This is a genomic window from Paenibacillus sp. FSL H8-0282, assembly GCF_037963825.1.
Taxonomy (GTDB): Bacteria; Bacillota; Bacilli; order Paenibacillales; family Paenibacillaceae; genus Paenibacillus_AQ; species Paenibacillus_AQ odorifer.
Genome location: NZ_CP150146.1, coordinates 1,852,375 through 1,877,052, shown reverse-complemented (window position 1 = coordinate 1,877,052; position 24,678 = coordinate 1,852,375). Strand labels below are relative to the sequence as shown.

The 24,678-nt window shown below is 46.0% G+C and carries 18 protein-coding genes; 3 read left to right on the top strand and 15 right to left on the bottom strand.

From position 1 onward, the window contains the following. Positions 1-164: 164 nt before the first annotated feature. Positions 165-1,778 carry a sensor domain-containing diguanylate cyclase gene (locus NST94_RS08065; RefSeq protein ID WP_339281860.1) on the top strand — a complete coding sequence of 538 codons (1,614 nt, stop codon included), beginning with the start codon at positions 165-167 and terminating at the stop codon, positions 1,776-1,778. A gap of 61 nt (positions 1,779-1,839) precedes the next feature. Here NST94_RS08065 and pulA read toward each other — a convergent pair whose 3' ends face one another. The 11 genes from pulA to NST94_RS08010 all read right to left on the bottom strand — a co-directional run bounded on the left by pulA (position 1,840) and on the right by NST94_RS08010 (position 18,835). Next, complete coding sequence (gene pulA, locus NST94_RS08060; RefSeq protein WP_076301364.1) at positions 1,840-4,227, bottom strand: type I pullulanase; 2,388 nt, start codon at positions 4,225-4,227, stop codon at positions 1,840-1,842. A gap of 381 nt (positions 4,228-4,608) precedes the next feature. Then, a complete protein-coding gene (gene ptsP / locus NST94_RS08055; RefSeq protein WP_076301365.1) occupies positions 4,609-6,321 on the bottom strand; it encodes a phosphoenolpyruvate--protein phosphotransferase in 1,713 nt (570 codons plus the stop codon). Beyond that, positions 6,314-6,589 (bottom strand): HPr family phosphocarrier protein, encoded by a 276-nt coding sequence (locus tag NST94_RS08050; RefSeq protein WP_036683569.1) that lies wholly within the window; start codon positions 6,587-6,589, stop codon positions 6,314-6,316. The genes ptsP and NST94_RS08050 overlap by 8 nt, the downstream gene beginning before the upstream one ends. 98 nt (positions 6,590-6,687) lie before the next feature. Continuing rightward, positions 6,688-8,757: a glucose-specific PTS transporter subunit IIBC gene (gene ptsG, locus NST94_RS08045; RefSeq protein ID WP_076135917.1), complete on the bottom strand. Its 2,070-nt coding sequence runs from the start codon at positions 8,755-8,757 to the stop codon at positions 6,688-6,690. Between the two features lie 265 nt (positions 8,758-9,022). Further along, positions 9,023-9,901, bottom strand: coding sequence for a PRD domain-containing protein (locus tag NST94_RS08040; RefSeq protein WP_076126370.1), 879 nt, complete (start codon positions 9,899-9,901; stop codon positions 9,023-9,025). A 399-nt stretch (positions 9,902-10,300) separates the two neighbouring features. Beyond that, positions 10,301-11,893: a flotillin family protein gene (locus NST94_RS08035; protein ID WP_076301366.1), complete on the bottom strand. Its 1,593-nt coding sequence runs from the start codon at positions 11,891-11,893 to the stop codon at positions 10,301-10,303. Then, positions 11,893-12,429: a hypothetical protein gene (locus tag NST94_RS08030; RefSeq protein ID WP_042186148.1), complete on the bottom strand. Its 537-nt coding sequence runs from the start codon at positions 12,427-12,429 to the stop codon at positions 11,893-11,895. The genes NST94_RS08035 and NST94_RS08030 overlap by 1 nt, the downstream gene beginning before the upstream one ends. 1,276 nt (positions 12,430-13,705) lie before the next feature. After that, on the bottom strand, positions 13,706-14,869 hold the full coding sequence (locus NST94_RS08025; protein WP_076303405.1) for an iron-containing alcohol dehydrogenase: 1,164 nt from the start codon (positions 14,867-14,869) through the stop codon (positions 13,706-13,708). A 164-nt stretch (positions 14,870-15,033) separates the two neighbouring features. After that, positions 15,034-16,614: a UDP-glucose--hexose-1-phosphate uridylyltransferase gene (locus NST94_RS08020; protein WP_076192848.1), complete on the bottom strand. Its 1,581-nt coding sequence runs from the start codon at positions 16,612-16,614 to the stop codon at positions 15,034-15,036. A 54-nt stretch (positions 16,615-16,668) separates the two neighbouring features. Further along, positions 16,669-17,655, bottom strand: a complete 987-nt coding sequence (galE, locus tag NST94_RS08015) for a UDP-glucose 4-epimerase GalE (RefSeq protein WP_076126362.1) — start codon at positions 17,653-17,655, stop codon at positions 16,669-16,671. A gap of 4 nt (positions 17,656-17,659) precedes the next feature. Next, positions 17,660-18,835 (bottom strand): galactokinase, encoded by a 1,176-nt coding sequence (locus NST94_RS08010; protein WP_076126360.1) that lies wholly within the window; start codon positions 18,833-18,835, stop codon positions 17,660-17,662. A gap of 218 nt (positions 18,836-19,053) precedes the next feature. On the opposite strand from NST94_RS08010, the gene NST94_RS08005 reads away from it, so the two are divergent. Beyond that, positions 19,054-19,920, top strand: coding sequence for an AraC family transcriptional regulator (locus NST94_RS08005; protein WP_076126358.1), 867 nt, complete (start codon positions 19,054-19,056; stop codon positions 19,918-19,920). Between the two features lie 92 nt (positions 19,921-20,012). On the opposite strand, the gene mgrA is transcribed toward NST94_RS08005, so the two are convergent. The 4 genes from mgrA to NST94_RS07985 all read right to left on the bottom strand — a co-directional run bounded on the left by mgrA (position 20,013) and on the right by NST94_RS07985 (position 23,436). Then, entirely contained in the window at positions 20,013-21,011 is a 999-nt protein-coding gene (gene mgrA / locus NST94_RS08000) for an L-glyceraldehyde 3-phosphate reductase (protein WP_339281859.1), read from the bottom strand. Between the two features lie 107 nt (positions 21,012-21,118). Continuing rightward, positions 21,119-21,859 (bottom strand): NAD-dependent protein deacylase, encoded by a 741-nt coding sequence (locus NST94_RS07995; RefSeq protein WP_076192851.1) that lies wholly within the window; start codon positions 21,857-21,859, stop codon positions 21,119-21,121. Between the two features lie 34 nt (positions 21,860-21,893). Next, positions 21,894-22,658, bottom strand: coding sequence for an HAD-IA family hydrolase (locus tag NST94_RS07990; RefSeq protein WP_339281858.1), 765 nt, complete (start codon positions 22,656-22,658; stop codon positions 21,894-21,896). 34 nt (positions 22,659-22,692) lie between these two features. Then, complete coding sequence (locus NST94_RS07985) at positions 22,693-23,436, bottom strand: alpha/beta hydrolase (protein WP_076126350.1); 744 nt, start codon at positions 23,434-23,436, stop codon at positions 22,693-22,695. A gap of 193 nt (positions 23,437-23,629) precedes the next feature. On the opposite strand from NST94_RS07985, the gene NST94_RS07980 reads away from it, so the two are divergent. Further along, a complete protein-coding gene (locus NST94_RS07980; protein WP_339281857.1) occupies positions 23,630-24,670 on the top strand; it encodes a fucose 4-O-acetylase in 1,041 nt (346 codons plus the stop codon). Positions 24,671-24,678: the final 8 nt, after the last annotated feature.

Here is a 24,678-nt window from a genome sequence, read left to right as displayed (position 1 = left end):
TTCCTATGTTTCTCCACAATGTATACAACACCTCTTTTATCCCAAAAGCACCTTAAAACATCAGTGAATGAATTAAATTACGCCTGACCATAGATTGCGTTCTGCAGGTTCTACTTAAGCAGCAATAGATTTTCTTAATCATCTTATACAGGGAGAAGATGACTGTGGCAGGATTCTTTGAGTTCAAGGTAACACGCAAACTATTCTATGTCTTCGCTGCAATCTCCGTCCTTCTGGTTGGGATCAGCGTCGCCTCGCTACTCTATTTAAATTACACGATTAATAGATTGTCAGATTCTCTTTATGATGATATATATCAGAACTCTAAGCTCATACTGAGCGCGGATCGTGATCTGCATCAAGCCGCTGTAGCCTTGCAAATCGCAATGGGTCCAAACCTAACAGCCGCAGAAGGTGAACAGTTCACTAAGGAGTTTACAGATAATAATCTTCAAGCGGAGGAACGAATAAGTGTAGCAAGATCAAATATCAACGCTATAAAAAAACCTTACAGTGATATGAAACAAAGTGGAATTATCCTTTCCGAATTAAAAAACGAGCTCAGCTCCTTCGAAACTACCATTATCAAATGGAAAAATTCAGGGTATACGCTAATAACAGAACGGACGAAGAGCAGCTGGAACTCAGATTCATATTCTGCGCTCACCCTAAACTCGCAATTCAATGAAGCTAGGGCACATCTCGATCAAGCAGAGGACTTGATTGGCAACTACGCCTTGCAAGTAACGGATGGATTTGGAGATAAAAAAAGCGCTTTGTTCTCTCTTTATTCACTCCTCTTATTTGTGTTTCTCCTAGTTATTATTTACCTTGGACGCAAAATCATCTGGCTCCAGAATGAAATGCTGGAAGAACAAACACTTTATCAGCTTATCGGTGAAACCATGTCTGATTTCATTATTTTGACGGATCCCAACGGGTTGATTCTATATGCTTCTCCCTCACACTCCAGTATTCTAGGCTATGTGCCTAAAAAAGGAGATCCGTTATCCAACTACATACGTGAACCGGAAATTGCCTGGGCTAAATTAAAAAGTGTTGTTCAGGGAACTCCGCGCATTTCTGAACTGCGCATGCGCGGAGCAGAAGGTCAATGGGTATGGCTTGAAACTAAGGTGTCACCTGTTCTCGGCAGCCGTAAATTTCCAGCACAATTTATGCTGTTATCTCGGGAAATTACCCAGCGAAAACAATACGAAGAACGACTACATAAGCTAGCCTTCTATGACCATTTAACAGCGATTCCTAACAGGGCTCATTTCAAAATGTATATGGAGAACCTTATCACCCAACCCGAAGGACGGAGGCAAAATATTGCGCTTGCCCTGCTGGACTGTGATAGATTCAAGCAGCTAAATGATACCTTAGGCCATCTGGCTGGAGACGAATTTCTTCAGCTGCTCTCCCGTGAACTTCAGCATACGGTTAAAGGAATAGGTCAGGCCTTCCGGATCGGCGGAGATGAGTTCGCAGTTGTACTGCATCGATTCACTTCTCCAGAGATGCTTGATGAAACACTGCAGCGGTTACTTAAACTGTTCAACAAGTCTTGGTCTGTTGATAACGGGTCCAGCTTCCATACCTCCGCGAGTATCGGAGTCGCTTTATTTCCTGAACACGGAAGCAGTATTAATGAACTGCTCCGTGCCGCCGATTTGGCGATGTATCGCTCCAAAGACCATGGTGGCAATAAAGCCAATCTCTACTACGAGCTTGTGGACGAAGGGTTAGCTAACCAGACCATTGTAAAACCATAAGAGCAAATAAAAAGCTGTCTCAGGAAAAACCAACCCTGAAACAGCTTTTTTTGTATGGCCTCTAACTGCTTAACCGAAGATGATCTTCTGAAATTTCGTCAATCTCCTGATCACGATCCCGAACTAAGACCTTGGTTAACTCTCCATTCGTAGAACAATCAATGAAACGGTCTCCGTCCCCATCTTTTTCTTCCCAATCATTAAGCCGCAAAATATATCCGATGGATTGGGTATCTGGCAGCACTTCGATGCGGGCTACTGCACGCCCGTTCTCCATATAACGGAAATCGCATTGTCCATCCTGGATTCCTGTATCCCAAACCCAAAGATTCCAGCCTTGGTAATTCTGATCTGGGCGTTCATAGTGTATTTCGATAATTTTAGAGCGTGGGGCTGGCTCACCACATTCATCATAAAGGACCATCATCGACAACCCTTCCACTTCTACCTCATTGCCTTCGATTCTGCGGATGGCTTCTATCCCGGCACGGGTATGGTCTACTACTACGTTCCAACTATCAGCAACCTCAGGAAGTGATACCGACATCCGGTCATTATTAGCATTGAAGACAACGGTAATATTGTTCCAGAGATCACCTCCTGCATGGCTTCTAAGCAGATACGATACTATTCCGCCATCACAACGCAGAAATTCTAAGGAGCGTTCAATTTCCTGGCGGCCATGCAGACGAAATGCCGGATGTGTACGCCGCAGCTCGATCAGGCCTTTATAATATTCAAATACGGGCTTAAATGCGCTTTTCATATTCCAGCGGATCGAGTTGACCGCATCACCGCTGCGGTAGCTGTTATGATCTCCAAATTTACTGCGCAGGAGCTCATCTCCTGCATGCAGGAAAGGAATCCCCTGCGAGGTCAGAATAATTCCGTTAGCAAGCATGGATCGACGTACAGTTTCATTACCGAGAATATTCTCCTGATCTACATTCACGTATGGATTGGCAAGGGCCACTGCCTCTTCCAGATCTTCGTTATCCATGTTAGCGATTACCGGAAAATCAGCTTGCTGACTCCCTCCTTGAACGATAAGCATCTTATCCCATAAATTCAAATTATCATGGGCAGTTACATAGTTCACCGATTCCACAGGCGAGTCCGTAAACTCATGAATTGCTCCTTTAATTCCGGCTGCAATAGCACCTTCTTTGCCGTATTCGCCTGTCACGAACCCTCTTCCGAAGCCATCACTATCCCCTTTGATCGCTGAACGGAAGTTATCGTTGAAGACAGCATAGCCCTTGCCCCGTTGTACACCTTTTAGCGTTTTAGTGGCCAGCGGAGAATCTCCACCCGTCCAGGGTTCACCGTAAAGCAACAGATTCGGATTCACTTCTAGCCGAAGCTCTTCGGTAATCTCCCGCATGGTAACACTGTCCATCAGTCCCATTAGATCAAACCGGAAACCATCAATATGATATTCCGAAGCCCAATAAGATAAGGAGTCCTTAATAAATTTACGGACCATCGGACGTTCTGTAGCCAGCTCATTGCCAACCCCGGAGCCATTCGACAAACGTCCCGTAAAATCGCGGCGATAGAAATAATCTGGGACAAGCGGCTCAAAGGGGCCATTCTCAACAGCATACGTATGGTTGTAAACGACATCCATAATTACCGCGATCCCGCGGCTGTGTAAGGCCTGCACCATCTCTTTAAATTCACGAATCCGCAAGCCAGGATTGGCAGGATCGGTGCTGTAAGATCCTTCAGGTACATTATAATGCTGGGGATCATACCCCCAATTGTAGTCCACATTAGCTATGGAGGAACCCCGATTGACCACCTTCAGCTCATCCACGGTCTGAAAATCAAATACCGGCATCAGATGTACATGGGTAATCCCTAATTCAGCCAGATGATCAATCCCCACTGTATTTCCTGCCGAATCCTTTAATCCAAATTCGGTAAATGCTTTGAATTTACCCTTATAATGCATACCTGAGCTCTCATGTGAGGAGAAGTCACGAACATGCAGTTCATAAATCACTGCGTCGGCTGGATGGTGTAACGGTGGCGCTACATCCTGATCCCAATGTTCTGGATTCGTATCCTGCAAATTAACGATTGCTGATCTTAAACCATTTGCTGATACGGCTGTTGCATAAGGATCTACTGCTTCCGTCACATTGCCATCTGCAAAAACAGCACGGTACATATAATATTTCCCTTTTAGATCACCTGATAACTTGGTCTGCCAGACTCCACCATTACTACGCTGCATATATACAATACGACCATTGTCCATAGCACTCTTAGGTGACTCAGTATTCAGTTGATGCCCACCTGTTTCGTACAGTACAAGGGACACAGCAAGTGCCGTAGGTGCCCAGACTTTAAATACACTGTACTCCGTTGAATACCTCAAGCCTAAATCCTTGCCCTCGTAGACTTCCATCATCAAGTCTGCATTTATATAATTTTTACTCATGAATTAACACCATCCTATGGCTCCCCACCTAACCCTGTGGGGTTGCTTATAAGTCCATATATTACCAATTCATTTCATATTAATACTTGCACAGCGCTGCAAGTCGGCAAATGGAGTATAAACTTTCTATGGATCCTTACTATTATATGTACGACATATTTATAGGTTTGGGTTCCTTATCGACTTTATGCTCATTACTAATACTATCGGTATAGACATCTGCGCAATAAAGAAAATAAACAGTGAACAGTAAATGAGGTCGAATTACAGAAAATTATAGGTTAAAAAACATAAAAAAGCCGACCTCCAGCCATCGGAAGTCGGCAATAGTAGTTGGAAAAACAGTAGAACGCTAAAACGGATTAATGCATGCGTAAAAAGTTACTTAGCGATACTTTGAACAAGCGCAGCGACTTCTTCAGCCGTGCCAAGCTGCAACGCTTTTGCAGCCAAATCCTTCATGTCGGCAGCCGACAATTTAGAAATTTGACTACGCGCTGGCAAAATGGAAGTTGCACTCATGCTGAATTCGTCGAGACCAAGACCCAGTAGCAGCGGAATAGCTGTTGCGTCACCAGCCATTTCACCACACATCCCCGTCCATTTACCTTCTGCATGGGCTGCATCAATTACATTTTTGACCAAACGCAGGATGGCTGGATTGTAAGGCTGATACAGGTAAGATACCTGTTCATTCATACGGTCCGCAGCCATTGTATATTGAATAAGATCATTCGTACCGATACTGAAGAAATCAACTTCCTTAGCAAACTGGTCAGCCAGTACAGCAGTTGATGGAATCTCAACCATTATGCCGAGCTGAATGTTGTCTGATACTTCCTTACCTTCTTCCCGAAGCTTAGCTTTTTCTTCGAGCAAAAGATCACGCGCAGCACGGAATTCACCAAGCGTAGCTATCATAGGGAACATAATGCGAAGATCCCCGTGAACACTCGCTCTTAGTAATGCGCGTAATTGAGTACGGAAAATATCCTGACGATCCAGGCATAGGCGGATCGCACGGAAACCAAGGAAAGGATTCATTTCCTTCGGAAGGTCAAGATAAGGCAGCTCTTTATCGCCACCGATATCCAGGGTACGTACGACTACCGGCTTACCCTTCATGTTCTCAAGTACAGTACGGTAGGCGTTATATTGAATTTCCTCAGAAGGCAGCTTATCGCGACCCATGTAAAGGAACTCAGTGCGGTACAGACCTACACCTTCGCCACCATTCTCAATGACACCATTCACATCATTTGGTGTACCAATATTGGCAGCTAGCTCAACATGTTTACCGTCTGCTGATACTGTAGGTTCGTCGCGAAGTTTCTTCCATTCTGCGATTTGCAAGTCGTAAGCTTCCTGCTTGCGAGTGTACTCTGCCACTTCAGCTTCGCTAGGATTGATCAGAACGTCTCCATTCAGACCATCGACAATCACCAAATCGCCAGAATTCACTTCTGACAGAACCGTTTTAGTTCCAACAACCGCTGGAATTTCCAAAGAACGTGCCATAATTGCAGAGTGAGAAGTCCGTCCACCAATGTTCGTTGTGAAGCCTTTAACGAACTTACGATTAAGCTGTGCTGTATCCGATGGTGTTAGATCTTGAGCAATCACGATTACTTCTTCACTGATTTCTGCAGGACTTACATAATGAATGCCCAGCAGGTGGTTCAGCAAGCGCTTGGTAACATCACGCATGTCAGCTGCACGTTCCTGCAGATAGGCACTCTTCATATTTTCGAACATCTCAATGAATTGCGTAGCCACTTCGTTTAGCGCATAGTCCGCGTTAACCGATTCCTCACGGATTTTATCAATTACAGGATTGATCAGCTCTGGGTCTTCAAGAATAAGCAGATGTGATTCGAAAATCTCAGCCTTCTTCTCCCCCAGCTCTGCCAAAGTACGCTCTTTAATCGTTTGCAGCTCCACTCTTGATTTGGCGAGTGCATCATTTAACTTAGCGACTTCTGCTTCAGTATCACTGATACTTGTCTTCGTAATCGTATAATCCGGATGTTTCAGGATAAAAGCACGGGCTACTGCAATCCCTGCTGAAGCCGCGATTCCTGAAATCTTATTCATGGATTTCCCCTAGCCCTTCTTTAATCATTACTTCTTGAAGAGCGTTCAAAGCTTCTGCTTCTTCGCTTCCTTCAGTAATCAAAGACAAAGTATCTCCAGCTTCAAGACCCAATGACAATACGCCAAGAATGGATTTCAAAGTTACTTTTTTACCTTTAGCTTCTGCAAATGCTTCTGTACCTTTGAATTTTGTTGCTGTATTTACCAAGGCAGTTGCTGGACGTGCGTGAATTCCATCTTCATCGACAATTCTGAATGTTTTTTGCATAATATTATCCAACTCGCTTTCTGTTATTAGAGTATTTTAAATTTATAGTGAAAGCTTCGCTTCCTTGTATGAACAAGGAAGCATCGGCCCTTGCACTTTTACTGAATCGTAATGATGTCTTGGTCTCCTATAGAAACCTTACCCGGCTTCTTCAATGTTACAGAAGAGCCTTCTGGTAAATTCGAGAAAATAACAGGTGAGATTACAGAAGGTGCATGTGCTTTTACATACTCTAAATCCACTTCCATAATCGGTTGCCCAGCCGCTACAAGATCGCCTTCTTCAACTAATACCGTGAAGCCTTGACCTTTAAGCTTAACCGTATTAACCCCAATATGAACGAGCACTTCCTTGCCTCCGTCAGACATAATACCGATGGCATGTTTGCTCGGGAACACGTTAAATACCTTACCGTAAACCGGTGAAGCAATCTTCCCATCTTCGGAAAGGAACGCGAAGCCGTCGCCCGTCATTTTTTGGGAGAATACTGGATCTGGCACCTCTGTGATATCCAACAATTCACCGTTTACTGGAGATACGATATCTTCCTTGATAATCGCTTCACCAGCTTCACCTGCCTGTTGTTCTTCTTCTGGCTCTGGAGTAACCACTACTGGAGCTGCTGAAGCCGCAGGTGTCTTTCCGTTAATCACATCTTGAATCTGCGATTTAATCGTATCTGAACGTGTGCCAAAAATCGCTTGAACGTTATTACCCACTTCCAGCACACCTGATGCACCAAGTTTCTTAAGACGGTTCTTGTCTACGCCTGCCTTATCTTTAACTTCAACACGAAGGCGGGTAATACAAGCGTCTAGATGAGTGATGTTTTCTTTACCACCTAGAGCGGACAAAATGTTCCGCGGTAGATCATCACCGGCTCTGGAGACAGACTCCGTATTCACTTCTTCTTCTTCATTCGTATCTTCTTCACGACCCGGTGTCATAAGATTGAATTTCCGAATTACAAACCGGAAGCCGAAGTAATAAATTAAGGCAAGGACCAGACCTACCGGAATGACCAGCCACCAAGCTGTACGGTTCGGGATAATACCGAAGAGCACAAAATCGATAAAGCCACCCGAGAATGTCATGCCGATTTTAACATCCAGAATATGCATAGTCATAAAGGACAGACCTGCAAACACAGCATGTACAGCGAACAGCAACGGAGCCACGAATAGGAACGAGAATTCGAGCGGCTCAGTAATCCCTGTCAAGAACGATGTCAATGCCGCGGAAATCATCAAACTTCCGACGATCTTTTTATTCTGAGGTTTAGCTTCATGATAGATAGCCAAAGCCGCTGCTGGAAGACCAAACATCATGAATGGATATTTACCTGTAGTAAATGTCCCTGCTGTGAAGTCTACTCCATCGCGAAGCTGCTGCATGAAGATCCGTTGGTCACCACGTACCAATTCTCCAGCTTTATCAACGTAGGTACCAAATTCATACCAGAATGGAGAGTAGAAAATGTGATGCAGTCCAAAAGGAATGAGCGAACGTTCGATCGTTCCGAAGATAAACGCTGCAAGCGTTTTGTTCGTATCAATCATACTTTGTGACACATAGTTCAGACCATGTTGAATAGGTGGCCATACTATTGTCAGTAACAAGCCCAAGATTAGAGCTGTTACCGCCGTCATGATCGGTACGAAACGTTTACCTGCGAAGAAACCCAGGTAAGAAGGAAGCTCAATTTTGAAGAATCGCTTGTACATGGCCGAAGCCAATATACCGACGAGTATACCTCCAAACACCCCTGTTTGCAGTGTTGGAATCCCTAATACGCTGGCATACGAGAAGTCGCCTTGGCTCAGGACGTAATCATTAACGCCAATAACTGTACCCATCGTAATGTTCATTACGAGGAAACCGATAATGGCAGCTAGACCCGCAACACCTTCACCGCCGGCTAAACCTATCGCAACCCCCACCGCGAAGAGTAAGGCTAGATTATCAAATACAATTTGTCCTGAGTTCATCAATACGTTGGCAACAGCCTGAACAACATGGTTCTCCAGTGCTGGAACATATTGCAGGAAGTCTGGGTTTACCAGCATGTTTCCTATTCCAAGAAGCAAACCTGCCGCAGGCAGAATAGCTACTGGAAGCATCAGAGCTTTACCAACTCTTTGTAAAACACCAAACAACTTTTTAAACATTTAGGTTACTCCTTTCATTAATTTCACTAAAACAGATGCCAAAAAAGGCATGAGCAACACAGTATAGGAGTTGTAATCTAACGCTATCGTTAGATTGCCCCAAGAAGGGGGTTAACAACCAAAATACTGTAATTCACTCATGCCTGATCGAATCAGTTACACGCTCGATATTCTGTTTTGTTGATGACAGTGAACATTGTAGCATCGTTTTTTTTAAGTGGCAAGCGTTTTTTTTGAAACCATGATTTGTTACAACTTTTGCACTTTAAGGAGCTTCACCATTCTTGTCCATATCTTGTTCGTCCACTTTTTTCTGGGCAATACGCTGCAGGTGAATCGTCAAATAACTTACCTCAGCTTGATACACGGGAATTCGCACACGCTGTTCGATAATTTTTGTTAATTTCCAAGCCAACGAATACATCTCAGGATACTCCCGTTTCATGAGTCCATCCAGGGTTGAGGTCTCTTGTACCGCCTCTCCACGGCGTAATCTTTCTAGAACGAATCGCAGATGGGTTACCAGTCTTGAGTAATCAAGTGAATCACGTGGGATTCGATAGTCCAGATAATTCTCGACTAACCCAACCAGCTCTCCAATCAAGAGAGAATGTTGTCTAACCTCGGAAATTTGCCTATTACTAAGTGCGCTGACAATATGAAGAGCCACAAAACCTATCTCATCCACCGGCAATTCCACGCCCATAGCCTCATTAATCCTTCCAATCGCATATTCTGCCATCTTATATTCCTCAGGATAAATCTCCTTAGTTTCATACAAAAATGGATTATGAATTGGGATATCTTGTTCGAAACGACGGATAGCAAAAGAAATATGGTCGGTAAGTGCAATGTGAATATGCTCATTAAGCGGCTGACGGCTACAATGCATAATATGTAATACTATTTCTTGAACGACCTCAATCAACTTCTCATCCACTTGGGGAAGAAGCTGTTTATATTGTTCCTGTTCCTCCTGGCTGCGAAGAATAAACATCTTCTCCACGGAGGATAGATTAATCTGATCCCGCAGCTTGCGGTTAAACCCTATCCCTTTACCGATAACTACAACCTCGGAATATTGAGGATGCTGGGCAATGATAACGTTGTTATTCAACACCTTCGCCACTGTTATGCTACTCATTTTTGACACCTCTTTTATTTCTAAACACCTAACTTCCAGCAGCATACGCAATAAGAAATCGTACGATGAATACAAGCTTTGCTACCATCATAACACCAAGAATTGCATATTAGAAGAACACTCTGTGTCCTTACTAAGCTAGTAGATCAGAGTGAACAGCCTTAAAGGCTTTTATTTTACCTGAAAAAATCTTTAAACACCAGTGAAAGCGTCGATGTCTGTATATACAATAATTCCCACGGGATGCCGATAAGCTATAAGCTTCATCAAAAATCACCTGTCAACGCAGGAGCTTTTTATCATGTTGTCTAATTTAGATCAAACATAAAGATTAAGGTATGACCAGCAGCTTTGCCAGTCATACCTTAAGTAAACTAAATCAATATAAATTGCAATAAACTATTTTTCCTTTTGTTCAGGCACAGAAGTTAAAGTCTCGCCGGCTGTACTAGATTTTACTGATGGCTGAATATAAGTTGCAGGTGTAGCTGGTGCAACAGGTGCGACTGGTGTAACTGATGCTCCTTTGCTTCCGGAAGCTTTAGTGGTCAACCCCTTGATCAGTGCCTCTACATCAATCCCTGAGACGCTCTTCAACATCTCTGGAGCGGTGGACATTAGCTGAGTCACATAATTGCTGACCCGGGCTGCACCTTCCCCGTTACCGGTATCTACAACGGTAAGTTTATCAATAGATGCCAGCGGCTTCGCAATTTGGCCAGCCAAATCAGGCAGCATTTTGACGATGATATCGAGCACCGCTGCTTCGCCGAATTTCTGGAAAGCTTCCGCCAGTTTCTCTTTGGCTTCTGCTTCCGCTAGACCGCGCAACCGGATAACCTCAGCATCCGCTGTACCTTTAGCCAGCTCTGCATCCGCCATCGCTTGACCTTCAAGACGCTTCTGCTCAGATGTCGCTTTAGCTTGTGTTTCAATACTATATTGCAAGGCATCTGCCTCACGCATTCTCTTCGCCTTATCGGCTTCCGCCGCTTGCTCTACTGCATAACGATCCGCTTCTGCTTTTTTCTTCACTTCAGCATCATACTGCTTCTCGCGGACTTGAATTTCTTTGGCTTGCAAATCGATTTCACGTTCCTTACGTACCAGCTCAACCTTCATCTGTTCTTCAACAACGGTTTGCTTTGCACGTGCCTCTTGAATATGATAAGCCTGGTCGGCTTCCGCTTTCGCTGTATCCTGATCCCGTTTAAACGCAGCCACCTTAAGCTGGTTTTCCTTGGAGGCTTCGGCGATATTCGTATCCCGCAGCAGCTCAGCTTTTTGCCCTTGCTCTTCTGCGTTTGCCTTTTGAATTCTCGCATCCCGCACTGCTTCTGCTTCAGCGATCTCTGCATCCCGCTTCACCGCAGCTATCCGCGGTTTACCTAGTGCCTCTAGATATCCATGTTTGTCTCGCACATCCTTGATGGTAAAGGAAACAATTTGCAGACCCATTTTCTTAAGATCCCGCGCCGCCACGCCTTGAACCTCTTGCGCAAAGCGGTCACGGTTACGATATACTTCCTCAACCGTCATCGAACCGAGAATGGCCCGCAGATGACCTTCAAGAACTTCTTGTGCTTCGCTCTTCAGTGCTTCAATCGGTTTGCCCATAAATTGCTCAGCAGCTGTCGCCACATCTTCCGTTGAGCTACCCACTTTAATGATCGCTACGCCGTCAGCAATAACCGGAACCCCTTGTTCGGTGTATACCTCTGGAGTCGTCACATCGAGTTTATGAGAAAGAAGCGACATAAATTCAGCCTTCTGAAAGACTGGGAGTATAAAGGCCCCGCCCCCGCGTACAATCTTTATTTTACGACCAGAACCATCGTCTGAAATATGATTTTTCCCTAAGAACGACCCCGTTACGATCATCCCTTCATCGGGTCCAACCGTTTTGTAACGTGCCCAGAATGCGATACCTAGCACAAACAAAACAGCAACGACAACAGCAGGGACTAACAAATACTCAGGAATACCGAACATTAAAGATCCACTCCTCTTCTCTTTTCGAATTCTGACACCAATGCAACGCCTTCTCTAACTTCCACTACAACAACTTTAATCCCTGCTGGAAGCAGCTCATGATCAAAGCTTGCTGCCGTATGCAGGCTATTGCCGGCGCCAAACTTTACCATAATCTCACCATAACCAGTGGCGGGAACAGGAATTGTGATTTCCCCGATCTTGCCAGGCAGATCACTCATTGAGAAACCATTGGACATTTCGCTTTTTTCCATGGGCTTAACCACCCCTAGATACATAAGTACTCCCAAAAAAGCGGCGGCTAACAAAGACAAAGCAATGATCGCCCCAGCTTCCAGAGCGCTGTACCGGGTTAGAAGAATGCCCGCTCCGCCGAACACGGTTATTCCTCCAGCCAGTACGGTGGGATTCAGAAAATCTACGGATACGAAATCAAAGACCCCATGCAAAGCATCTCCGATCACATCGCCCACCAGGACGCTGACTATGGCAAATATGACGCCTAGCGCCAAGCAGCCTAAATACAGCGTTTGCATTTTTATTTCCTCCTGTCTTCAATCAGGACTGTCATATTACATTAAACGTACAAAGTAGGTCCTTGGTTTCACAATCTTTGGATATTCACCCAAATAAGTTCCATTCAGAGGATAAGCATGCTCACATTGGCACTATTTTATTACATGTGCTGGGGCTGTCCTAAAGGCCGTCCAATAGTTGCTGAGGCGCTGATTTTTGTTGGTAACACTCTCGCGCGTATGAAGAGGCTATGCTGCTTTCGCCTCGGCCTATCGGACTCAACAGACCCTATTCGACGATTTATCCGACATTTGGTATGCTATCGGACCGCCTAGCCTCTATTGGCATTGAAACCAGCAAATATGAGGCTATTTCGAAGCAATAGTGTCTCTGGTGTCCGAAAACTTGCTCAAAAGGCTGAAAATTCGCAAATAACGTCAGCTGGGTCCGTAGGGTAGGCGTGTATTGGTAGAGGAATCAGTCGTGTGGGGATCTTACAAACCCTAGTTTGTTGGTAACACTCTCGCGCGTACGAAGAGGCTATGCTGCTTTCGCGCCTCGGCCCATCGGACTGAGCAGACCCTATTCGACGATTTATCCGACATTGGGTATGCTATCGGACCGCATAGCTCCTATTGGCATGAAAACCAGCAAATATGAGGCTATTTCGAAGCAATAGTGTCTCTGGTGTCCGAAAACTTGCTCAAAAGGCTGAAAATTCGCAAATAACGGCAGCTGGGTCCGTAGGGTAGGCGTGTATCCGTAGAGGAATCAGTCGTGAGGAGATCTTACAAACCCTAGTTGGTTAGGTAACACTCGCGCGCATATGAAGAGGCTATGCTGCTTTCGCGCCTCGGCCCATCGGACTCAACAGATCCTATTCGACGATTTATCCGACATTTGGTATGCTATCGGACCGCATAGTCTCTATTGGCATTGAAACCAGCAAATATGAGGTCATTTCGAAGTAATAGTGTCTCTGGTGTCCGAAAGCTTGCTCAAAAGGCTGAAAATTCGCATATAACGTCAGCTGGGTCCGTAAGACTCTCGAGGACGGTCGACGGATTAGATTACGGGTGCGAACAGTGATAGATGAGGTTCGCCAGCGGCAGCGGAGGTTCGCCAGCGGCAGCGACCTTGGGATGAGAACGACCGAAAAGTATAGCAAGAGGAGCTAGTCACACTAGACCATAAACACAAAGAAGCGATTCCTCCGTTATGGAGGATTCGCTTCTTTGACATTCTATTGTGGCTTCTAGAATAAAGACAAATGGTCTCTTTTCGTAGAAGAGTTACTTACAAAGCCATTTTATAAATCTCAACTACATCTTCACGCTCAAGCTTGCGGAAATTACCAAACGCTCCGAAACGAACAGCCTTGTCAGCCATACTGCCGATCTCGCTGTCATCAATATCATAATCACCGAGCGTCTTCGGCGCACCGATGGAATCCCAGAAATTACGCAGAGCCTCGATACCCTCCAGCCCGATTTCTTCATCAGTCTTGCCAGCAGGATCAATTCCGAACACATTTACCGCAAGCTTGCGGAAACGCGCAGGGTTTGTGCTGAGGTTATATTTCATCCATTGCGGGAACAGAATCGCCAAACCTCCACCATGTGGAATATCGTATACAGCCGATACTGCATGCTCGATATTATGAGTCGCCCAATCTCCGGCAAAACCCATACTGACCATTCCGTTAAGCGCCATCGTACCGCAGTACATAATGGTCTCACGCAGCTCGTAGTTATTCAGATCTTCGATAAGCTTCGGCGCGGTTTCAATTACAGTGCGCAGCAAAGTTTCACAGAACCCGTCTTGTACCGGTGTATTGCCGTCTGTATGGAAATAGTGCTCCAGTACATGTGACATGATGTCCACCATGCCATAAACGGTCTGATCACGTGGCAGAGAAAACGTGTTCTCTGGATCAAGAATCGAAAATGCCGGGTAGGCATGCACGCTGCCCCAGCCCATTTTTTCCTTAGTAACCTCGTTTGTGATTACGGAGCCGTTATTCATTTCAGATCCCGTAGCAGCCATTGTCAGCACTGTGCCCAGTGGAAGCGCGTCTTGGGCCGCTGCTTTACGCTCAACAAAGTCCCACATATCACCATCATATTTCGCTCCAACAGCAACAGCTTTTGCGCAGTCCAATACGCTTCCGCCCCCTACTGCGAGAACAAGGTCAATATCATGCTCCCGGCACAGCTCTACGCCTTTATGTACTGTGGAAAGACGTGGATTGGGTTCTACTCCAGAGAGTTCAGTCACTGTAGCGCCTATTGAACTCAGCTCAGCAACTACTTTATCGTACAAACCGCTGCGCTTGATACTGCCGCCACCGTACATCAAAAGCACATTTTTACCGTACTTAGGAACCTCCGTCTTCAAGGCTTCAAGGGTACCCTGTCCAAAAATCAGCTTGGTAGGATTATAAAATTCAAATTTACGCATATGTGTAAACCTCCAGTAGTTAATTCATAATGTCTTACTCCTTCGTATTATAAACCTCTGGTTACCCGCATTCAAATTAGGTGGCTGGATTTCGTCATTCCGAATAAAAAAAAGATGCCCCAAGCCCATAGGCTTGAGGACATCCTTAAATCCAAATTCACTTACTACAAAGCACCGAAGCTTGTTACAAAACGGCGGAAAGCCGCTTGACCTTCTGGAGTCCGTTTGTAAACGCCAGCGTGTTCAAGAATATGCGTAAACTTGATGCCAACTTCGTTCTGCACAATCTTGAGCGCTTCCTCGTGTTGCAGTGCAGTTCCGAATCGCTCCACCAGCTCCTGAATCCAAGCCGCATGCTGCGCAAGAGAATGACTAGGGTCATTCTTCACCGCTTCTAACAGCGCTTGATCTCCTGCAAGAATACCTGCGATGGAATCAAGTTCTTCCTTCAAACGGCCCGGCAGAATCGCCAGTCCCATAACTTCAATCAAGCCGATGTTTTCTTTTTTGATATGATGCATTTCCCGGTGCGGATGAAAAATCCCTTCAGGATATTGCTCATTAGTCCGGTTATTCCGCAGCACAAGATCCATCTCGAAGCTGCCGTCCTCGGCCCGGCGGACGATAGGAGTAACGGTATTATGAGGTTGTACTTCACCGTCAACCTCACTAAAGGCTAGCACTTCAGCCTCTGGATCGCTGTAGGCTTTCCAAGCTTCATAAAGCGCATTTCCGCATTCCAATAGAACCGCAGGATCTTCTCCATTTAAACGCAATACGGACATCGGCCATTTTACGATATTAATGCTGACACCCGGATAAGATGCATGTGTAAATGTATCTTCCTTAGGCGCTTTTTGAATCGGGAATGTGTGGCGTCCGCCCTGAAAATGGTCATGCGTCAGAATAGAGCCGCCAACAATCGGTAAGTCTGCATTGGAGCCAATAAAATAATGCGGGAATGATTCCACGAAGCTAAGCAGCCGCTTCAAGGTATCCTTGGTAAGCTTCATTGGCACATGATCATGATGGAATACAATACAGTGCTCATTGTAGTAAACATATGGCGAGTATTGGAAGAACCATTTTTCATTATTCAGGTTAAGCGGAATGATACGCAGGTTCTGGCGCGGCGGATGATTGATCCGTCCGGCATAACCTACATTCTCACGGCACAGCAGACATTTCGGATAGACTGGCGGCGGGAGCAGCCGAGCCATTGCGATTTCCTTCGGATTTTTCTCAGGCTTGGACAAATTGATCGTCATTTCAATGTCTCCGTACGGCGAATCCTGCAGCCAGTAGACATTCTTCGAGATCCGATCCATCCGAATATAGTTCGAATCAATGCTCAATTTATAAAAACGATCTGTAGCCGCGGAGATGCCTTTTTCAGCGGTCAGACTATAGAACTCAGCATTTACATCCGAAGGACGGGCCATGAGAAGTCCCATAATCTTGGCATCCAGCAAGTCACGGTAAGTGTCACTATTCTCTGGGATCAATCCGATTTCAAAACCATAATCAATCAGTGCATCGAGTGGAGCCTGCGGCCCTTCCAATGGACTTTGATCGATGTCACCTACATGCGGCTCACTGAAACCGAACTGTTCGAGCAGCACATTACGGCTATAATCTTCATCGGATGGAGCTATAAGCTGCTGGCGCAGTGCGAACAGAACAAGCTGCTCAATCGCATGTAATGCTTTCTGGCCAGCAGGTGTAATCTTATTCTCGTTGTGCATTTTAATTCTCCTTAAGTAGGGTCTCAAGTTCAAGATAAGCTAACCTAAAGTCCCTTATTCTCCGTATCCTTGCGGATTGGCAGAGTGCCAGTTCCATGCACTTTGAATGATATCTTCCAAATCTGCATGCTGCGGGTTCCATCCAAGGACGCTACGCGCTTTGTCGGAGGAAGCTACCAGCACAGCCGGATCGCCGGCACGGCGTTCTTGAATGACTACAGGAATTTCAAGTCCAGTAACCTTCTTCGCCGTTTCAATCACCTGTTTTACCGAGAATCCAAGTCCATTGCCCAGGTTGAAAATATTGCTGCTGCTTCCGCTGCGCAGGTAAGTTACCGCACGAACATGGGCGTCAGCCAGATCGCTGACATGGATGTAGTCGCGCACACAAGTACCGTCTTCTGTAGGATAGTCATCTCCGAAAACTGCGATACTGTCACGTTGCTTCAAGGCCGTTTGCAATACCAGCGGCACCAAATGACTTTCTGGACGATGGTCTTCACCGATTTTGCCACTGGCATGTGCGCCAGCTGCATTGAAGTAACGCAATGCTACGTATTTGATGCCCAGTACTTTATCAAACCAAGCCATCATCCGTTCCATGGTCAGCTTAGTTTCTCCATACACATTGGCTGGTTCAGTGCGGTCTGTTTCTTCAATCGGCACCTTTTCCGGTTCGCCGTAGGTTGCGGCTGTGGACGAGAATACGATCTTGTTCACGCCCGCTTTTTGCATAGCTTCTAGAAGACACTGTGTACCATATACGTTGTTGTCGTAATATTTTACAGGGTCCTTCATGCTTTCTCCGACCAAAGAGCTTGCAGCAAAATGGATAACCGCTTCAATCTCATTTTCAGCGAACAGCTTACCCAGCAGTTCTTTATCACGCAGATCACCTTCGTACAGCTTGCCACCCAGCAACGCCTCACGATGCCCTGTTAGCAGATTGTCGAGGACCACCACTTCTTCGCCACGATCCAGCAGCTCCGCTACAGTATGAGACCCAATATACCCTGCTCCACCTGTTACTAAAATCGCCATCTGATTACACTCCCTTCAATTCTTGGACACCATTACCGATGCCGCAAACGTAGAACTCGCCAACCAAACCAGATCTTGTGGTATAGGCTTCACCAACTTCACGAATAAAACGTTCTATATCATCTTCATGTACCAAAGATACTGTACAGCCTCCGAAACCCGCGCCAGTCATACGGGAACCGAGTGTACCTGGGATGCGCCCAGCTTCTTCAACCATAATATCAAGCTCTGCACAGCTAACTTCATACAAATCGCGCAAGGACGCATGCGAATCATTCATGAACTGTCCAAACTGCTTCAGATCATTGTTTTTTAATACCTCAACGGAATCTAGCACGCGTTGATTCTCTTCCACAACATGGCGAGCGCGGCGTCTTACAATTTCGTCTGTGATTTTATCTTGATGTGCTTCGAACTGTTCACGATTAAGCTGTGCCAGATAAGCTAGTGAAGGCACTTCTTTTTGCAAAATAGCCAATGCCTCATCACACTGCTGACGGCGTTCATTGTACTTGGAATCTACAAGCCCTCTGCGTTTGTTCGTGTTGCCGATAACCAATTTGTATGAACCTGTGATGAACGGTACCAAATTGTACTCAAGTGTGTCGCACATCAGCAGGATCGCATGATCGCGTTTGCCGTTAGCAACTGCGAACTGATCCATAATTCCGGAGTTTACACCTACGTACTGGTTCTCAGCACGCTGGGACAAAAGTGCAATCTCAACAGTGTCTGTATCGCCACCTTCGAGAGTCAGGAACGCATAAGCAGTAACGACTTCAAGAGAGGCCGAGGAGGACAAGCCTGCTCCATTCGGAATATCGCCATGGAACAGCAGATCGTACCCTTTGGATACTGGTGTGCTTTTCTTATCCAGCTCAACCATTACCCCAATCGGATAGTCAATCCATTCACCCGTTTTGGCCTTGCCAATTTCGCTATAATCAATAGAAGCTTCGTAAGGAAAATTAGTTGATGCAAAATTCACTTTGCTGTCACTACGTGGACGCACAATCAGCGTTGTACCGAATTCCAAAGCTGCGGGAAGTACATACCCGCCGTTATAATCCAAGTGCTCTCCGATGAGATTGACACGACCTGGTGCATAAAACACCTTAGCCTCTTCCCCGCTCACCCCATATTTTTCAATAAATTTGTTATTAAGTTCCTGTATGCTCATTAATGCCACTCCATCCTTTCGCTGCTTCAGCCAGTGGGAATTAGTAAAGCGTTCTTTATGTACTCATTATAATAGATTCATTCATCCTCTGATAATGCAATCATGTGTGTAATGTATGGATAAATGTGACTTCCCATAATATAATAATTACATTTATTACTGTTACTCTCTAAACTATAAGCCATTAAATGACATTAACACAAGAAAGGCTGTCCCAAATGGAGCATACTTATTCCGTAGGATCCAATCCAGTGTATTACGATAAACAGAACCTTCATGTACTGTTTGCCGGCCAGAGTCAGACCCTGCCCATGCATCAAGCTGGACCCAAGATCTATGATTATTATTTGCTGCATTTCATAGAATCTGGCTCGGGCGTTTTCCGTACAGAACATCATAAATATGAGTTGGGTAAAGGGGACTGCTTCTTGATCCATCCGGGACAATTAGTCAGTTACGTCTCGGATAAAGACCAGCCCTGGTGCTATCGCTGGGCAGCTTTTACTGGCAGCGAAGCTGACGATCTGGTGCTGCAGACAGGGTTCACACCACAACAGCCTGTGGTGACTACAACAGGTGAAAGCCTCATTCCAGGTGCCCTGTCCAGCATCATGCAAGCCTTCAACGCCAACAAAGAGAGTGCCCATCTGACTTCGCTTGGCTATCTCTATCTCATTGTCGGCGAAGCAGCTGATTTGCTCTCTTCCTTCTCTCGTCTTCCCGGCGCAGAATCACAGGTTAAGCGTACTGTGAAGCAAATGATCCACTACATGGCATCTCAATATGCGCACCCGGTCTCTATTGAACAAATGTGTGATACGCTGGGTTATAATCGAGCCTACCTGTCCCGTGTATTTAAGCAAGAGACCGGATTATCTCCGGTGACCTACTTGCTGAAGCTGCGGATTGAAAAGTCCAGACAACTGCTGCGTGAACGACCGGAGCTGTCCGTGGAACAGGTAGCAGCATCTGTGGGGCTCACCGATGCTTTATACTTCTCTCGCCAATTCAAACGGTTTTGTGCCCAGTCACCGACGGCTTACCGGATGACTACAACGAGACAAGCAGAGAAACCTGAACGTTAGTTTGCCCTTTAATCCATAAATCCATAAATCCACTATACAACAACAGCCCGCCTTCCTTAACGTAAGGAACCGGGCTGTTACTGTTCAATATGCTATAGTTCTGTCTTTAAAATCGTTTCAATCCGCTCTAACTCCTCCGGACTGAAATCAGGATTAGCTAAAGCAGCTATATTCTCTTCAATCTGATCCACTCTGCTTGCTCCAATCAGGGCAGAAGTAACCTTGCCACCCCGAAGTGTCCAAGCCAGTGCAAACTGAGCCAGACTCTGTCCTCGCGAAACCGCAAGCTGATTAAGTGCGCGAATCCTCCGCTGCACCTCCGGTGTAATCCGGCTCTCATTCAAGGCGGCAGACGGCTTGGCAGCTCTTGACCCTTCTGGAATACCATTCAAATATTTGTTGGTTAACAAGCCTTCAGCCAGGGGTGTAAAAGCGATGCTTCCCACACCACTATGTTCCAGTACATCCTGTAAGCCGCCCTCAATCCAACGATCGAGCATAGAATAACTAGGCTGATGGATTAAGAGCGTTGTGCCCAGGCTTTTTAGAATACTGAGGGCTTCAGCCGTCTGCTCCGCATTATAGTTGGATAGTCCTATATATAAAGCTTTGCCAGAACGTACCGCATAATCCAGCGCCTGCATGGTTTCTTCAAGCGGTGTTTCCGGGTCTGGACGATGAGAGTAATAAATATCAACATAATCTAGGCCTAGCCGCTTCAGGCTCTGATCCAGACTAGCCAGCATATATTTACGTGAACCCCATTCCCCATAAGGGCCGGGCCACATGTTATACCCTGCTTTTGTAGAGATCACTATTTCATCACGATAAGGATACATATCATTGGCAAGAACTTTACCGAACAGCTCTTCTGCTGAACCAGCTGGTGGACCATAGTTGTTGGCCAGATCAAAATGGGTAATTCCAAGATCAAAAGCACGAGTGATCATTTCTCTGCCGTTTTCGTAATTATCGATCCCACCAAAATTCTGCCATAATCCTAATGAGATTGCTGGGAGCTTGAGACCTGAGTTCCCGCAACGATTATAACGCATGTTGTCATACCGTTTATCGTCTGCTACATATACCATTGCTTATCCCTGCCTCTCATTACACGCTGTTGTGAGCCTACCTTATCTTTAAACTTCTGAGCGTAATAATAATCTGGCAAGAGAAACCAAAGGACAGCTTTTTCCTTCTAGCTTAATAGATCCTTGACACTGCCCATTACTTTTCCAATTCGATCTGTAATCAGCAGATCCGCCTGATCATCATAAGGTGTGGGATCTCCGTTCAGCAGCACCGTACGTTTGCCCCGGAAATAAGTCACCAGACTGGCCGCAGGCTGAACCGTTAGCGAGGTTCCACCAATAATAAGCATATCTGCAGAGGCAATCGCTGCTACAGAGCCCATAAGCACGGAGTGATCCAATTCTTCTTCATATAAAACCACATCCGGCTTGATAATTCCGCCACATTCCGGGCAGTGAGGAACGATCTCAGTCATTTCCAGCAGTTGATCCAGCCCGTAATACCGTGAGCAGTCCATACAATAGTTGCGATGGATCGAACCATGCAGCTCAAGGACACTACGGCTACCCGCCTGCTGGTGCAGGCCGTCAATATTTTGCGTAATCACCGCTTTCAGCTTCCCCTGCTGTTCCAACTCCGCTAGTAGCTGATGCGCACCATTCGGACGGGCCTCTGGATGAATCATTTTACTGCGGTAAAAATCAAAAAAAATGTCCGGTGAGGACATAAAAAAAGTGCGGCTCAGCATCACTTCAGGTGGATAAGGTGAATTGTGCTGAGTTTGATATAATCCAGCTGCGGAGCGGAAATCGGGAATTCCACTCTCTGTCGACGTACCCGCCCCTCCGAAAAAAACGATGTTGTCACTTTCTTTGATCCAAGAAGCAAGTGTCTGCAATTGATCCATGCTAATTAGCACATCCTTTCCTTTTATTAGCTGATCAGTAAGTGATCCTAAGCTCATTAAAACCGGAAATGATTACATCTGCATCTATTAGGTGCTCCCCATCACCACTGGCGGAAATCCCAATTGCGAGGCGAAGCCCTGCACCTTTACCTAATTGCATATCGGCATTACTGTCCCCAATAATAATCGTCTCTTCAGGCGAAAGCCCTAACTCCCGGCAGGCCAATTCAGCCATTTCAGGAGCTGGTTTTCCGTTTTTTACTCTGTCCCTAGTAACTACCGAATCAAAATAGCCTGCCACATTAAGCCATTCCAAATGCTCTCCGGTGGTCTTTGCCCCGTCGGAGGTAACCACGCCAAGCTTAAGGGATGCCGCAGAGCATTGCTCCAAAAAAGAATGAAGTCCCGCTAAAGGCTGTGCCATACGGCGTCGGCGTAATTCATACATCGCGTTTTTAGTTATGCTTTTCACACGGGTCAGCGCTTCATTCCAAGGAACTCCTGCTGCATATAGCTGCCATACGAGTACACCGTAACTTTCTTCTTCTGTAGCCATGGTAAGCGGCCCCGCCGGGTCGTACCCTATTAACTTCCCTTGCGGATCATGTTGCGTACCCAGCACCTTGCTGCGCTCTACAATAAATCCCGCTCCCATGATCGCAAGTTGATCTTCCAGTCCGCGCAGCACAAGCTCCGCCCAATTCCCCCAGGTGGCTAATAGATCGAGTAATGTCCCGTCTTTATCAAACAATATTCCGGAGCAGGGAACGCATTCATCGTTAATGTGTAATACTGGCATGAATTGTTTTCTCCCTCTGTTGAATGACCCGTAACTACCTCAGATTTCCCAGCCAATCCAACAGGGCACTTACTGTGCGACTCTGCTGCTCTTCCTCGGATATTGTGGCTTCGCCGTCCCCCTTCTGAGGCCCGTAGCTGCCAAATTGCGCATGATTGCCACCTATAATTGAACTATAAACTGTATTATCTGGCAGATAGGAGCGCCCTTTGTTGTAGCTGTCTCTGTCAATCACTTGATCCTCAGTACCCACAACCGACAACACTGACAAAGTAGTCTCTCGCAGACTGCCCTTTTCATCTGGATAAGAGGCTAAGAAAAACACACCTTCCAGCTGGTCCGTATGCTCAATTGCGTAACGTGAGGCCATGACACCCCCAAGTGAATGTCCACCCAGCACAAAAGATTGCTTCGGATGCACACGAATAATCTCTTCTGCAGCATCCCCCTTCGTTACGGCTAAATTAAACGGCATTTTGGCGATGTAGAAGGGATGCCCTGCAGCAGCGACGCTCTTCGCAAGAGGGGAGTAAGCTTCCGGTTTAACCAAAGCCCCAGGATAAAATATAATCGAGGCGCCTTTAGTAATGGAAGGTTCGAACGAAATCCAATTATCATTCTGTTCGACGGTAACTCCACCACTTGAAATCAGTGCGGTTTCGGCTTCTTGAGCCGGTGCATATGGCGTTAAATACTTCCATATCAGCAACCCGGCTACAACTAAAATAATCAACACAAAAATAGCGACGCGACGCTTAGTTATTCTTCTCTTCAACATGTTCCACTCCCAGATGTTAATGCATATAAAAATTATAGTGGAATCCCTCTATTCTAACAACCTTCAACACATCGCCACATTTCGCACACATGATAACGCTTTCTATTGTGACTTAATTCACAATTAAATCAAAGAAAATCTAGTATTTTAAAATTAAATTAATTTGCATACAGCATAATTTGGAGGCTAAATCATGGTAGGGGAAAACTCGCTGGAAACGCGCGGAGAAACCTTTTTTCTCAACCTGCGTTTTATGCTTATTATCACTGTTTTTGCCGGTAATGCAATTGAACCTCTGATTAACAAAATGAGCGGAATACACGGATTATATATGTGGATTTTCAGCTTTCACATGCCGCTGTTCGTACTGGTGACCGGCTATTTCGCCAGAAAAAGCCTTGCCGGAACTACCGGCCGCAAAATGCTGCTGCAAATTGGATTGCAATACCTCATTTTTCAAAGCTTATATTCCGCACTCGACGTTTCCCTCTTTCATGTAAGCAACATCCAGCATTCCATTTTCGCACCCTATCTGCTCCTATGGTTTCTGGCCAGTCATGCCTGCTGGCGCCTCCTGATGCTCGGTATGAGCAGATGGTCCATAACCGCTAAGCTCCTCTTCGCTGTAACAGCGGGGGTGGCTGTCGGATATCTCCAGCTGGACGGTGTATGGTTTAGCATCAGCCGTACCTTTGTATATTTGCCTTTTTTCATTATCGGCTATCATTTCTCCTTCGAAACCTTCGTCAAGCTCTATCAAAAATATATCAAAATCTTTGCAGCAGCCGCCTCCATTCTACTCCTTGCCGTCATGGCCGCATGGGGGGCAGGATTTCCCTTTGGCTGGTTATATGGCAGCATGACCTATATGCAGCTTGATGCCAATGTATGGTATGCAGGCGTATACCGTCTGGGACTGTACGGACTACAAATTGTCGCTTCACTCGCTTTCCTCGGCCTCGTACCTTACGGAACGAGCCGCATGACCGACTGGGGGCGCCGCACGTTGTATGTTTTCCTGCTTCATGGTTTTATCGTTCGTCTGGCTGCCGTTTCCGGGATTTACACCTATATTGGCAATGCTGCTGGGGCAGTAGTCCTGCTGCTCACCGCCGTATTATTCACCGTATTGCTGGCTCAGCCGTCCGTTAAACGGCTCTTTCACCCGCTGGTTGAGCCGTCCGTTGACTGGATGATCACCCTTCAGCGTGCCGCCCTACGGCGCACACTCTAGCTTTACAT